The following is a 14,480-nucleotide window of genomic DNA, read 5'->3' on the forward strand; positions in this document are numbered from 1 at the left end:
TATACTACGCAACACCGATAAAGCCATGTTGCTTCGTTTTTTCTTAGCTGAAATACACTCTCTGGGGACAAGTCAAAGTGCCCCTACACAGTCGGCTTAAGTAGGGGCGATTCGCGAATCGCCCCTACAGCTTTGCGGCTTACTTTTGTGATTATATTTGCAGCCCCATTAAAGCCTGCATTAACACACCAATTATTATCGGTTCTATACAAACCACACTTTGTTCTTTTCGGTGACGGTTTCCAATCATTGGGTTTTTCACCATAATTTAGGTAGATTGTTACCATCTAAATTTGAAACGGGCAGACCGAAAAGTTATTGTATTTAATACAAGCACAGGACAACTAAAGTTGTCTAGTCTAAACGACTCGCTTGTTTTCATCCCCTGGTTAAAACACGCTTGCTCTCAACGCCGCTTTTCGGTAATTCCCACTTATCTCCGTTTTGATCAGGTTTTAGTACATTGAATACTTCACAAAAAGTTACTTTTTTTTGTCAATTAATTTGTAACAATTGATAATCTCAATATTATTTATTAAGACTTATTTTATCAATTGTTCTACAAAACTATATTCTTGATATCCACATTTTTATAGCAATTTTCGATGAAATTAGTATGATTTAATACAAGTATGAATATTATTAGTTAGTATGATTATGTCATTTTTTCTAGATCTATATAGAATCTAGTAAAGTCTTCACAAACTTCATATATTTAGATGCTTTAAGAGGAGTTAAGATTTACTAAAAATGGGGGTTTATTGTTGCTGTTTTTTTTGCTTAAGACTAAAGTAGTATGTAGAGTTACCTAAGTTAAAAGTTGTTAAACAAATAACATAGCTAACTCTAAATGGGTGATAAATAACATCTCCCTTATTCCCGTTTTTTTGTAAAGTATCTACATCTAAGGATTCAACGATGAATTTACCTAATTTCTTACAAAAGCTCGCTCCCGTTGGGGTAGCAGCTATCGGCGCGATCGCTATAACTGGCATCGCTACTGCTCCTGTTCAAGCTATTAAAGGTGAAATATCTACCCTAGAATGGGAGGATGGAACAACTAACTTTAATCAGGAAATGAAAGATGTTTTTGATGCTGAAGGAGGCAGTTTTGACGTTACCTTCAGTCCTCTAGACTTGGGAGGAGCAGTAGCTAGTTTTATTGCTACCAATCACTTTGAACCCTTCTTCGATACTCCTGGGTTATTTGATATAATACCAGGTGATTCTGCCGTGGGAACTTTTGAACTGGTATCTCCTGTTAATCTTGAACCAGTTGCTGGTGTTGATCGTGCGGGAATGTTTGAACTTACAAACGATCTGAAATTCACCTTTGATAACGATAATAGTGGTAATGTTAACGCTAATGATGTAATGGCAACCATGAAAGCAGGATCGTTATTCTTAGGTCAAGAGCTAGATACTGGTGCTGTTAAAGTAACGCTCTCTGAAGGAGACTGGTGGTTCTACATACCTGAATTAGGTAACAAACCTGCCAAGACGCTCAAATCCCACGACAGTGTATTTTTCTTTGGAGATACTATTGGTAATGATGGAGGAAACTTTACGGCTCAAGGCGAAGTTGTCAAGGCACCCGAACCTACTTCGATGTTGGGTATTCTTGCCTTTGGTGGCTTGGGTTTGGCCATTAGTAAGCGCAAGCAAGAAAAAAAATAGTTACCAGTGTCTGCCAAACACCGATAACTTGATCTAGTTTGTTTAGTAAATGTAGTGAGGTTAAGATTATACTGTTGACACAATCCTAACCTTACTACCCTCATTATACCACAACTATCGATATTAATTAGCTAGAGGTCTAGATATTTAAGCATATTAACCTATACTTCTAGCAATATTCTTCTCAATCATTGCTTCTAATTGTTTACGAGTAATACAGCGACGTTCAGAACAATAAGCCATCAAATTAACACCATTCATCATCCGTACCGTACTCACACGAACTCGAAAGTCATCTGTCAGAAACCAACAACGTTCTTGCCCTTGATTCCTTTCATATTCTGTGTCAATTGTCAAGACTCCATCTGTGGCAAAATGATATCTACCCACTACAGGAATACCTTCAACATAACCACGATTACGCAAAAATTTTCCTGTTGAGCCTATTTCCGAATCAGGAATATCTACTAAAATAGCAGCATAATTTGGATTAGGTTCATCATCATCTAAATTATCTTGCCAATTAAAACTTGCACCACCTGTTGCTAAAGCTGGATTTACATTTTGTTGTTCACAAACTTCCCAAACTTTAGGGTCATCTTTTGTTAAAACTTTGACGATCAAATTAGATTTCCCTGACTCATCTTGAACAGAATCAAAATGATGAACAGTACGTTGAGAAAACCAAGTTCCCTCACTTTTGAGAAAAAAATCCATCATTGTCATTGGTGGTGTAAATTTCATTTTTTTTTGCCCCTAAAGTTTTGTTAACATCTAAGAAATTTTTAGTTAATAAAAATCAATAAAAATCTATAGGATAAATCAAACATATACTTTATATATATAGCAGGAAATAGGGAATAGGGAATAGGGAACAGGCAACAGGCAAAAGTAGGAAAAGTATTTCCTTACGGTTCATCATCAATCTATGTCCAAAGCAACTCCTTCCTTGCTATACAATTAACTAAAATTTTCAAACAAAATGCAGTTTCAATCAGCTACAGAAATTATTCAAGCTTATCAGCAAGACAAAAATCTGACAGGTAGTAATCTACAAGGTATAGATATCAGTCAAATTGAACTATATCAAGTCAATCTAAGTCAAAGCAATTTACAACAGGCCAATCTAAATAATACAATCCTCATTGGAGCTAACTTGAGCGAAGTAAACTTAAGTGGAGCAAATCTCAAAGGTGCTGACTTACGAGGAGCAAATCTTCAGGGAGCTAATTTGAGTGGAGCAGATTTAACCGACGCCTATCTTAATAGAGCTGAATTACAAAAGGCTAATTTGACTGACGCTAATTTGGCAGGAGCTAAACTACAAGTAGCTTACTATGATAGTCAAACAATTTGGCCCGAAGGATTTGCTTATAAAAAATCAGGAGCAGTTGGGCCAGGAGCTGATTTAAGTGGAGCTTTCTTAAATACAGCTTACCTCCGAGGAGCTGACCTTCAAGGGGCAAATCTGCGGGGTTCTTATCTAAGTGGTACTGATTTGACAGGTGCTAACTTGCAAGGTGCAGCTCTCAGTGGTTCTAATATGAAGGGAGTTTTTTTAATAGGTGCTAATTTGCGTGATACTCGACTCAATGGGGTAGAGTTAGAGGGGGCCGATCTGCGGGGTGCTGATTTGACGGGGGCAAGTTTAGATAATATTCCTAGTATTGCTGGAGTTGATTTTACTTTGGTGCAGGGATTGAGTGACTCTGCTAGAGCTATGTTATGTGGATATTCTGGCAAAGATTTGGGAACCTGGAATTCTTTTACTCGTACTAATACTAAGAATAGTTTATTCTCTAATTTAACTGATATTTAATCTAGCGTAATTGACTACTCCCCGCAGCTATTGCCGAGGGGATTCTAAGTTGATACTACGCAACACCGATAAATCCTTGTTGCTTCGTCTCTCCTTAGCTGACCAAAGATATACTCTTTGGGGACAAGTCAAGATGCCCCTACACAGTCGGCTTAAGTCTAAACTTAGCTTTCTGTTTACTTTTGTCTAAACATTTGTATATCCAGATAATAGCACAGGACAACTAAAGTTGTCTAGTCTAAAGGACTCGCTTGTTTTCATCCGCCGGTTAAAACACGGGGGCTTTCAACGTCGCTTTTCGGTAAATAAGGAAGAAGAAAGAAGGAAGAAGGAAGAAGGAAAAATATAGCTTTGTTTGAGTTTTAAGCTTTAGTATGTGAGTTACAAGTATTAATCAAGCTTCAGTAGTGCGAGCATCTTGCTCGCTATTAGCGTACCTGACTGAGATGAAATTCGCTATAAGTTTTTGTATAATTTCTTTTTTGCCAAAATTTTTTCATAAACAGGACTTAAGCAAATTGACCTTTAAACCACCATCTGTAGGACAAATAGTATTCGCCCTCGCTATATGTAGAGTCTCTGCGTAAGTCCTGATAAAATTAGTTTCAGGAGCGATCGCTATTTGGGAATAAGCATTTAATACTTGTTGTAGAAAAGTTGTTTCAGAGCGCAGAGTACCCACTAAAAAAAATCCTTTTTTTACAATATCGCTGATTCATTGATTTTATATCTAAAAAAATTAGTTAGTGTGTAAGCATTCAGCCGTCAGCTATTAGCTATCAGCTATTAATTTTAGGGAAGGTAAAAGCAACCTTTGAAATTGAGAAAGAATAAAAAGTTACTGCCATGCGTCCTCTGACTAAACCCTAGAAGTAATTATTCATTACTAATTGCTGTTAACGTAGTTCCTCCGGAGGAGGCTAGCTAACAGCTAATAGCTGAATGCTTACGTTAGTGTCAAAGTTATACAATGGAAAAACTTCTAATTTTATAGCAGTTGAAAGAAAGGTTAGAACATATCAAAAGCTTAAAACTTAGACAAAACAATATTTTTCCTTCTCTCCTAGATAACTAAAGCCTTTTTAATAATTAATAATTAATAATTAATAATTAATTATTCCTTTCTTTACCTCTTTGGTAAAACAAACCTCATTCCTCCCTTAACTCCTAAAGTATCTTCCTGATACCGAGGAATGACATGAATATTTGTGTGCATCATTTTTTGTCCTCCGGCACGATTAACATTTATCCCTACATTAAACCCATCCGGATTATACTTTTCCTGTAAAATTTTCTGTACCTGGTTTACCATTAACCAACACTCTAATTGTTCATCTACAGGTAACTCAAAATAATTTGCTAAATGACGCTTCGGTATAACTAAAGTATGCCCTTTTGTAACTGGATAGCCATCAAGTATTGCATAAGTTTTTGCTGACTCTATAATTAACTGTAAATTTTTACGCGGGTTACAAAATAAACAATTGTTTGTCGAATTTTTTTGCTGATTATAATGAATATACTCATAAATTTCACACAACTCATCTGTGTGGATAGATTTAAAAGGTAAATTAACTAAACACTGATAAGTTGGTTTCTTGTGTATATAATGTTCTCGAAAACCCTCGCGCTTCAAACCTCTTCTAACAGCATAATAAGCTTTACCTCCAGGTTTTAATAATTGTGAAACTTCCATCAAAACTTGAGTTTGTGGTTGTTCAAATAAAACATTTAAAACATAAAAACAGAGAATAGTATCAAATTTTTCCTGGGGATATTGTGGAAAATAATAAGGATCATAACCAGTGACTGGAAAGTTTTTTTGTTGTAGTAGTTTAACATCGTTTCCCAACCCACAGCCAAAGTCGAGAATTTTACCAACTAGCAGATTTTTATCTAGTAATAATTGAGCTGGAAATGAAATAAATTTACGTTCTTTAGCTGTAAGGTGGGTATATTTGTTTGATTGTTTATTGGTAAACAAGGATACTTTTGTTATGGATTAATGCAGAATACAACAATTGTAATTGGTAATGGATAATTTCAGTTATCAGTTATCAGTAAATTTTGCAGCAAAAAGGTTGAAATTATGGAAAAAATTTAATTAATTTTGTGTAAATTTTATGAATAATTTTCCTCAACTAAAAAAATACGAATAACTTCTGAATGAATAAAAATTAATAACAAATTTTAATACCAACTTATACAGCAGATTCCACTTTAGTGAGATAAATTCATCGCGGGCAAGATGCCCGCACTCGCATTCATTTAGAGGATATTTTAGAACTAATCAACTCTGGTTCCTTCAATAATTCTTAATTATGGCAAAGTTGGGTAAGTTTAGAGGGTGCATCTCATAGCAAGCAAAAATACTTTTTTTCCTATATATTACCTGTTGCCTGTTGCCAGATGAGGTGTTGCCTAAAAGCGATAAATTTTTGGCTTTATTCACGCATTGAGATGCACCCAGTTTAGAGGAAATAAGTTAGATGATTTATTTGTAGAGAAGAAGGAACGAAGATTTAATTTTTACTTTTGGGTAATAGGTAAAGATTATCATCATAATTTCATTAAAAATGATGTAGCCATAATTACTAAAACCCTAATAAATAAAGTTAACATAAATCGGAAATTTTAGGATTTTAGCCTAGAGATAGTGAGGTAAAATATAAGTAATAGCTCCCAATACCAACTTAACTTGTAATTGGTTTTAGGAGTTAGTCAATTATATATTAATCAGAGGTTAAGCCATGACTAGCATCGTAAAATCTCCCCTAAATAAAGAACAAACTACTACCTGGTTAAGGGGACTAATGAGCGTTGCTTATGCTGATGGAGAATTAGATGCGACAGAGAAAGATTTATTTGACCATTTTAGTCACGAAGAGTTTGCTTCTAAAATTGAAATCTCAGAATTACAACCTATTAATCCAGATGATTTAGCTAGAGTACTCGGAGAAAATCCTACCATAGCAGAAAATTTTATGAGAACTGCTGTAATGGTAGCCTTGGCAGATGGAATTTATTCTGTTACTGAAGATGACATACTTCATAGATATTGTGATGCTTTAGGAATAAAGGTTAAAGCTTTAGATGCACTTAGAAAAAATCTGGAAAAAGCCAAGGAACAAGCAGGAGAAGATAATTTAGACAGTTGGATTGAAGAAACCGAACATACTGGCACTTTTATTATTCCCCACGACCCCGAACATCATCAAACTGTACTTGCTCCCATCAAAGACTGGTTGGATGGATGGGATATCCATGACCCAAAAGTGGCTCACATGGTATGTAAAATGATTCCCCCTCAATGTCCATTTGAGCGAGACATTGTGATTTTTGGTAAGAAAGTAGCCCACATTCCAGCTATGTGTAAACTTAACCCACTATACGACCAGTTGGTTGGTATACGTTTCCGTGCCTTATCTTATTTGGCAGATGAATGTCAGGAGGATATTTCTAAGTATTGTTGATTAACTGACAAAAAAACTTTCTTCCCCTCTTCCCTCTTTTTTTCCTCCTGACTCCTAACTCTTGAATCCCGCTCCTGGTAAAAAACTGGATCACCGACAAAGATACGAGCGGGGGTTCTATGGATATATATAGCGATCGCTCAATTAACAAATCACCTCACTCAAATCTCATTGTATGAAGCTCAAAAAAATTGGTAGAATTTAGTCTTGCATCCCCAAAAAAATTGCGATAGGATGTAATCATTGGGGGTTGCTCGCCCCTGTACATGACTTTTTATTCAACTCCAAAACAGCATTTGCGCTCAATGATTATATATATGAAGCGATCGCTCAACGGACAAATCCCTAAAATGTCATTGTGTGAAGCTCAAAAAAAGAGATGGGATTTTAGCTTGCATCCCCAAAAAAATTGAGGTAAGATGTAATCATTGGGGGTTGCTCGCCCCTACGCATGACTTTTTATTCAACTAAAAATCAGTAGCATTAATCTATAGATATATATAGAAGCGATCGCTCAATTAACAAATAACCTCACTCAAATCTCATTGTGTAAAGCTCAAAAAAAACAGGTGATATATTGCCTTGCATCCCGAAAAAAATTGCGATAGGATGTAATTATTGGGGGTTGCTCGCCCCTATACATGACTTTTTATTCAACTCCAAAACAGCATTTGCGCTCAATGATTATATATATGAAGCGATCGCTCAACGGACAAATTCCCAAAATATCATTGTGTGAAGCTCAAAAAAAGAGATGGGATTTTAGCTTGCATCCCCAAAAAAATTGAAGTAAGATGTAATCATTAGGGGTTGCTCGCCCCTACACATGACTTTTTATTCAACTAAAAATCAGTAGCATTAATCTATAGATATATATAGAAGCGATCGCTCAACGGACAAATTCCCAAAATATCATTGTGTGAAGCTCCAGAAAAACGGTAGGATTTAGTCTTGCATCCCGAAAAAAATTGAAGTAAGATGTAATAATTGGGGGTTGCTCGCCCCTACGCATGACTTTTTATTCAACATCAAAACAGCATTTGCGCTCAATGATTATATATATGAAGCGATCGCTCAACGGACAAATCCCTAAAATGTCATTGTGTGAAGCTCAAAAAAAGAGATGGGATTTTAGCTTGCATCCCGAAAAAAATTGCGATAGGATGTAATCATTGGGAGTCGTTCGCCCCCACACATGACTTTTTATTCAACGCCAAAACAGCATTTGTGATAAATGATTAATGGAGATATAGAAGCGATCGCTCAACGGACAAATTCCCAAAATCTCATTGTGTGAAGCTCAAGAAAAATCGGTAGGATTTAGTCTTGCATCCCGAAAAAAATTGGGGTAAGATGTAATCATTGGGAGTTGCTCGCCCCTACGCATGACTTTTTATTCAACTAAAAATTAGCAGCATTTTCGATAAATATGCAATTTATTGACCAAGCAGAAATTCAAGTAGAAGCTGGTAAAGGTGGTGACGGTATGGTTGCCTTTCGCCGAGAAAAATATGTACCTGCTGGAGGCCCATCTGGTGGTAATGGTGGCCGTGGTGGCTCTGTGATTTTAGTGGCAGTTGAAAATCTTCAAACTTTACTCGATTTTAGATTTCAACGCATCTTTAAAGCAGAAAATGGTAAGCGTGGCGGTCCAAAAAATATGACTGGTGCTTCAGGGAGCGATCGCTTAATTGAAGTGCCCCCCGGTACGATGATTTATGATGCGGAAACAGAGGAATTATTGGGAGATTTGGTGAAACCGGGACAAAGTTTTTGTGTTGCAAAAGGTGGTAAAGGTGGGTTAGGAAATAAACATTTTCTCAGTAATAGTAACCGCGCTCCTGAATATGCTTTGCCTGGGTTGGAGGGTGAAACTCGAATGTTAAGATTGGAGTTAAAACTGTTAGCTGAAGTGGGAATTATTGGGTTACCAAATGCGGGAAAATCTACTTTAATTGCTGCTCTTTCTGCTGCTCGTCCGAAAATTGCTGATTATCCTTTTACTACTTTAGTTCCAAATTTAGGAGTTGTGAGAAAACCGACGGGAGATGGTACCGTTTTTGCTGATATTCCAGGATTAATAGAAGGTGCTTCTGCTGGTTTAGGTTTGGGGCATGAATTTTTGAGGCATATTGAACGGACTAAGTTATTGTTGCATTTGATAGATATTACAGATATTAATCCGGTGGAGAATTATCAAACTATTCAAAATGAGTTGAAAGTTTATGGGCGAAATTTGAAAGATAAAAAGCAAATTTTAGCTTTGAATAAAGTTGATGCTGTAGATTTAGAAAGTGAAGAAATACAGGAGTTAGTGAGTAGGTTTAGGGAGATGAGTGGGGGAAAAGTTTTCTTGATTTCTGCTGTTGCTGGTATTGGTTTGAAGGAGTTGATTGAAGAAGTTTGGCAGGTGTTAGAATTGGAGGAAAGTTTGATTCAGTAATTAATAATTAATAATTAATAATTAATAATTAATAATTAATTATTACTGGAGTTGACTAAAATGATTTTTTTTCTTTTTTACCTTCAAAAAAGAGGTTTTAGATGAACCACATTTTCACAATTAAAACCTTGTAGGGGCGATTCGCGAATCGCCCCTACAGTGGTCTACCCAAATGAAAACCGTTGTAAGCTGCGCTAACGCTTCTCTCAACCCAACCTACGTCAACGGCAGTATTTCCCGGTCTTATCAGCTTTTTCATGGTCTTTTCCAGTTCGCATAGTTCCCAACAAGGTAGAAATAATGACGCATTTTTTGGGTTTGTCTTGGTTTTGTGGCTTTAAAGTAATGCGACCTTTTGCTAGCAAGGTAGTTCGGGTACATGGATCTGTTGAGTGATAAACTGGGCAACCTTTATAGTTAAAAAGGGTACGGTAAATGGGGTCTGTTTTGTCAGTAGTAACTTTATTAGTATCGGGGTTAACTATCCGGAAAGTTGTTTCATATTTGCCTTTATCATTCTTTTCGTTGTCATCTATCTCAATGCCAGGTTCTAAGTATTTCCATACTGATGCTGGCAGATCGCCAGGAGCGATCGCTGGTTTATGTACTGCCCATCTAATGACGGGTTGACCTATGGGATTGGTAATTTCTTGGAAACTTACTTGCCAAGTTGTTTTATTTTGCATGGCTTTAGTCCGTGCCTTCTGCATTATTTGGTATATTTTGTTTGTAGAAGTACGGAGGCGGTACTTATTGGTGAAGTTTAGCCATCCGGGAGCGGCGATCGCTGCGAGGCAGCCTATTATCAAAGCAACAAATGTTAATTCTATGAGGCTATATCCTGCTTCTTGTTGTCTCAGTGATTTTTCTGATAGATTTTTTCGGCAATTTTTAATAATAGTTGATTTTACGGATAACGAGACTTTACCGTTCATTTTTACCCTGATTGACTGTTTTTTCTTAATATTTTTATCTGCGCTTGTATTCTATAGCAAAGAATGGGTGGTTAGATACTTATGCTGATAATAAACTTTAAGATAGAGAAATATTTTTCCCACAGATGAATTGTGGCCTGTTCCCTGCTATAATTTAAGATTAGCTTAATTCGGCATAAAAAAAATGCCCCGTCGTTAACCAGTATTAGGTTTGACAGAGCATTGTCAGTGGTATTCAATTTGGTATGAGAATTGATATTAGGTCATTAATTTTTTCAATCTGATTCTGGACATCCTTTTCCAGAAGTGAATTCTCCTTCATCTGTTCTCATCCCACCCAGAAGAGTTTGAACAAATACACATCGTCTTTGCCCATTGGGTCTAGAAACTGTAACTACAAAGGGTATTTCTTGTGGTGTGTCCTCATCATCTACTGCACCTGTGAAATCAAAGGTAATAGAATTATCTGTATCTGGTTCATAATCTGTACAGTTGCCATCATCGTCCTTGCCATCAGGTTGGCATTCCAGAACAACTAATTCAATCATTCCTGCTTTAATATCACCGGTAGGGTTTAAGCTTTGCTCTATACCCTCTATATCTACTCTTGGCGGATCTACTGACAGAAATTCTATTTTAACGTCGTCTTTCCTCCTCTTAGCCTCAAGTTGTGCTTTTTGCAATACCCGCAAGACATCATCATTCACAGTCCGAATACGCTGTCTGTCAATAAAAGCATTCCACGCAGGAGCAGCGATCGCTGATAATATTCCAATTACCAAAACTACTATTATCAACTCTAACATTGTAAACCCAGAATCTTTCTGAGTCTGTGCTAAGACTTTAGTTTTAGTTGTGGGAAATATTGACGAGTGCGGTAATTTTTTATCGACTTCTATTTGAGATGAAAATAAATGTTTAATCAGCTTGAATAAAACTAAATTTTTCATAACTACCACTTTAATTTTTTCACAGACTTATGAGCAAAAACCCAAAAATTGGGATTGAGATTTCTTTTCTAGTTCATGTTGTGCAAACAAGTTGCAGAGCATTTAATGCCGAAAAAGTGCCGAAAACATAAGTACTAAAACAAGTATTATCTAACTCCCGCTCAAAACACCTCTGCCTTTGACTGTAATAGTAACAGTGGGAAATAAAGCTGCTTCGTTTTCCTGATATTTTGCTCCATCCTTACTTCTAGCTAGACCATTTCCAACAATATAAACTTGTGCAAGAGTCTGCTTAGAGTCAACACAAGCAAAGAAACCCCGATAAGTTTCAGGGTCTCCAACTAAGTCAGCATTCCCATTAGAATTGCCAGAAGAGCCGAGATTATCTTCACAAAAATCATCATCTGGCACTGTATCATTTTCTGGAGTTTCATTAATATATTCACTGCCTGAAGTATGGTCTACATAGTCAACTAATACTTCTATATTTTTTGTAATTTCGCCATTAGGTTCCCATTTTTCCATTTTTTGCTCAAAGGTACCTGCGATAGTAGGACTAATATCAAATATCTGAAAACCACTATCTCGCTTTGCTAACTCCATTTTGTCACCACCTTCATCTAAATAATCATAATACTCAGCCGGGTTACGAACTCCATCTCGAATTTCCAATCTGCCTATCCTTGCAGCACCAGACCAGGGAGAGTTACCTTTATTACCAGTAATCAGATAATAGGCAACTAATGAGTAAACTTGAGCATCATCGCATGGGTTACTATCACAATGATCCTCACCTACTTGATCATTTGTTTTGTTAACTGGAACAATATCCTCAATTAACTGTTGTTTCCAGAAAACTAATACTGGAATGCAACCCTCCTCCTCCTCCTTCTCTAGAATACAATCTCCCTTGAGTTTTTCAGCAATACTTTCAGCAATACTCTTAGTACCATCTCCATCATAAATATAAACAGCTTCCTTCAAGTCGTTAGTAATATAGCTAACTGCTGACTGTAATTCTTGTTCTGTATTAGCTTTTGATTGTTCTTTGACATCAGTATCCAAAATATCTACTACAAATGATAGTAAAGGAGTGATAATTAAAAAAGCAACTATCGTACTGACTAACAATTCTACCATTGTGAATCCCCTTGTACTGGGATTTGATTTTAAACGTTTAAGTTGTCGATTTTTGAGTATATATTTAAGTATTGTCAGCATAATTTTTTCCTTGGTAATAGTTTCAAGATATTTATCTATAGTTAAGTGCAGACTAAAAGCATTAAAAGAGGTAGTAGGAGGAAATAATTGATGATTTTTGCGCGAAAATTGATTTTATTTTTGATGATCACCAGATATCTATTTAAAATAAAGGATGATAACTACTAATCTAGATTAAAATTAATTATTGCAAGAGGTTTTCCAACTCAAAGTAGTTGGTTTCCCCTGTAGTTATCTCTGTAGATATTTCTACTAAAGGCGCTTTTTTATCTGCTAAACCACTCACCCGTGAGACTTGACTCTTCGTTGAACTAGACCTCAACAATTTACCAGGTTCGCTGAAAGCAGCAGCCTGATAAGCTCTGACATCTAACTTATAACCTAACTCATACCTAGGGTTATTATTTGAATCTAGCTGATAAAACGCTCCCGAAGGACTAAAACTTCCGACGTGAAGTACAATATCTGTAGCACTATCTACTTGACAGCCTGACGTATCATCATTATTGACACAAAAAAATTGTCCTTGGTTAGTTAAGGTTGGTTGAGTACAATAATCATTATTTTGCTCGCACACTAAAGTACTAACATCAGCTCCTTCTCCTAATAAAGTAGGATTGGTGAGATAGAAATCAGGATGGTTAATCACTTCAGCCCGAACACCATCTATGTATGCTCTCGCTGCTACTGCACCCAGTTCAACTCGTCGTGCCTGAACGCGAGAGGCAACCCAAAATCCTAACATTGGCGAAATAGAAACAGCCAAAATACTGACTAATACCATCGCTACCATAGATTCCATTAATGTATAGCCAGCTTCTGTTGACTGATATATAAGTTTGTGTAGTTTTTTTGAAATCATTTCAGAGATACCTCCTGTATTTTTAGATAATATTAATACTATCGATCCCCCTAAATCCCCCTTAAAAAGGAAGGTTGTTCTCCCCTCTTAGAAAGCTATCCCCGATCAGAAACTCTTAAAACCCTTTTATGATAGGAGATGGGGACTCACCCCTACTGCTCCCAAAGGGGAATATGGGGACAAAAGCCTCTAGTTAAATAGGTTTACTCTCCCAAAATATTCATTGAATAGCAGCATAACTTCTCTATTTTGTCAAGTTTTATGTTAAGAAAGATGTTTATAAAGCATAGCTGACAAAGGGGGGCTTTGAAGTCCTTCCCCCCCTTCTCAAGGGGGGCCAGGGGGGATCGCCCAAGGAGCGATCGCAACAACAACTGCCTAAGAGTTAATCCTGAAATTGAATTAATACCTGCCGATCAACTTAGCTCATATCAATGCTCTCGCTCCCCCTAAATCCCCCTTATAAAGGGGGACTTTGAAGTCTTTCCCCCCTTCTCAAGGGGGCCAGGGGGGATCACTCAGGGGGACTTTGAAGTCCTTCCCCCCTTCTCAAGGGGGCCAGGGGGGATCGCCCAAGGAGCGATCGCAACAACAACCGCCTAAGAGTTATCCTGAACAGGGCAGGTATCTGGCCGCTGAGATTCTGGCAGAGCGAAATCTCCTCCATCTTCTTTGGCACAGAGCAAATTTTGCACCCAGAGGTTTTCTCTGTCTACTTCTCGGAATAATTCTGTTGGTTTGCTGGTTGCTGGCTGAGTAAATGTTGCTGAGAACAAGTCTGGCAACTGATACAACAGACCTACATCAAATCCATAAATCCGGTTAGGAGCCATGTAATGGGGTTGTGTTCCTTTACCGTTTAGGTTTCTGTATGGTCCAGGATTTTGGACGTTATAATTGAACCTGCTTAAATTTTGTTCATTGTTAGTTACTACTGAAGTAAATGGCCCTGTGGCATAGTTACTACGTTTGAACTGAATAAATGAACCTGAGATTTGAGAATCTGAACCATCCCATTTTTCTATGTAACGGGCAAAGTTAGGTAAACCACCGTTTGGCTCTGGTGGGTTAGAGCGTGGTGGTGCGTCTCCACTACCGAC

11 protein-coding genes and 1 pseudogene are annotated in these 14,480 nt (G+C 37.1%); 4 read left to right on the forward strand and 8 right to left on the reverse strand.

All coding sequences use genetic code 11. The features are described from left to right. Positions 1–918: 918 nt before the first annotated feature. Positions 919–1,677 (forward strand): PEP-CTERM sorting domain-containing protein, encoded by a 759-nt coding sequence (locus tag F6K54_RS25665; RefSeq protein ID WP_293083776.1) that lies wholly within the window; start codon positions 919–921, stop codon positions 1,675–1,677. A 156-nt stretch (positions 1,678–1,833) separates the two neighbouring features. On the opposite strand, the gene F6K54_RS25670 is transcribed toward F6K54_RS25665, so the two are convergent. Beyond that, on the reverse strand, positions 1,834–2,421 hold the full coding sequence (locus F6K54_RS25670; RefSeq protein ID WP_293083779.1) for a phycobiliprotein lyase: 588 nt from the start codon (positions 2,419–2,421) through the stop codon (positions 1,834–1,836). Positions 2,422–2,659: 238 nt separating this feature from the next. Here F6K54_RS25670 and F6K54_RS25675 point away from each other — a divergent pair, with 238 nt between their 5' ends. Further along, the gene (locus F6K54_RS25675) at positions 2,660–3,496 is read left to right on the forward strand and encodes a pentapeptide repeat-containing protein (protein WP_293083782.1); all 837 of its coding nucleotides are present in this window, start codon (positions 2,660–2,662) and stop codon (positions 3,494–3,496) included. A gap of 496 nt (positions 3,497–3,992) precedes the next feature. On the opposite strand, the gene F6K54_RS25680 is transcribed toward F6K54_RS25675, so the two are convergent. Together F6K54_RS25680 and F6K54_RS25685 are read right to left on the reverse strand one after the other, a co-directional pair. Beyond that, on the reverse strand, positions 3,993–4,178 hold the full coding sequence (locus tag F6K54_RS25680) for a hypothetical protein (protein WP_293083785.1): 186 nt from the start codon (positions 4,176–4,178) through the stop codon (positions 3,993–3,995). Positions 4,179–4,622: 444 nt separating this feature from the next. Next, entirely contained in the window at positions 4,623–5,480 is an 858-nt protein-coding gene (locus F6K54_RS25685) for an HIT family protein (protein WP_293083788.1), read from the reverse strand. A gap of 766 nt (positions 5,481–6,246) precedes the next feature. On the opposite strand from F6K54_RS25685, the gene F6K54_RS25690 reads away from it, so the two are divergent. Together F6K54_RS25690 and obgE are read left to right on the forward strand one after the other, a co-directional pair. Beyond that, on the forward strand, positions 6,247–6,969 hold the full coding sequence (locus F6K54_RS25690; protein ID WP_293083791.1) for a Mo-dependent nitrogenase C-terminal domain-containing protein: 723 nt from the start codon (positions 6,247–6,249) through the stop codon (positions 6,967–6,969). Positions 6,970–8,398: 1,429 nt separating this feature from the next. Further along, a complete protein-coding gene (obgE, locus tag F6K54_RS25695) occupies positions 8,399–9,412 on the forward strand; it encodes a GTPase ObgE (RefSeq protein ID WP_293083793.1) in 1,014 nt (337 codons plus the stop codon). Between the two features lie 221 nt (positions 9,413–9,633). Here obgE and F6K54_RS25700 read toward each other — a convergent pair whose 3' ends face one another. From F6K54_RS25700 to F6K54_RS25720, 5 genes and pseudogenes are all read right to left on the reverse strand, one after another. After that, entirely contained in the window at positions 9,634–10,347 is a 714-nt protein-coding gene (locus tag F6K54_RS25700; protein ID WP_293083796.1) for a Tfp pilus assembly protein FimT/FimU, read from the reverse strand. Positions 10,348–10,622: 275 nt separating this feature from the next. Continuing rightward, a complete protein-coding gene (locus F6K54_RS25705) occupies positions 10,623–11,297 on the reverse strand; it encodes a Tfp pilus assembly protein FimT/FimU (RefSeq protein WP_293083799.1) in 675 nt (224 codons plus the stop codon). 150 nt (positions 11,298–11,447) lie between these two features. Then, on the reverse strand, positions 11,448–12,518 hold the full coding sequence (gene hpsC, locus F6K54_RS25710; RefSeq protein WP_293083801.1) for a hormogonium polysaccharide secretion pseudopilin HpsC: 1,071 nt from the start codon (positions 12,516–12,518) through the stop codon (positions 11,448–11,450). 184 nt (positions 12,519–12,702) lie between these two features. After that, entirely contained in the window at positions 12,703–13,380 is a 678-nt protein-coding gene (gene hpsB, locus F6K54_RS25715; protein ID WP_293083803.1) for a hormogonium polysaccharide secretion pseudopilin HpsB, read from the reverse strand. A gap of 599 nt (positions 13,381–13,979) precedes the next feature. Then, positions 13,980–14,480: pseudogene (locus tag F6K54_RS25720) on the reverse strand (hypothetical protein); the annotation flags it as partial.

The sequence above is a fragment of the Okeania sp. SIO3B5 genome (assembly GCF_010692555.1).
Classification (GTDB): Bacteria; Cyanobacteriota; Cyanobacteriia; order Cyanobacteriales; family Microcoleaceae; genus Okeania.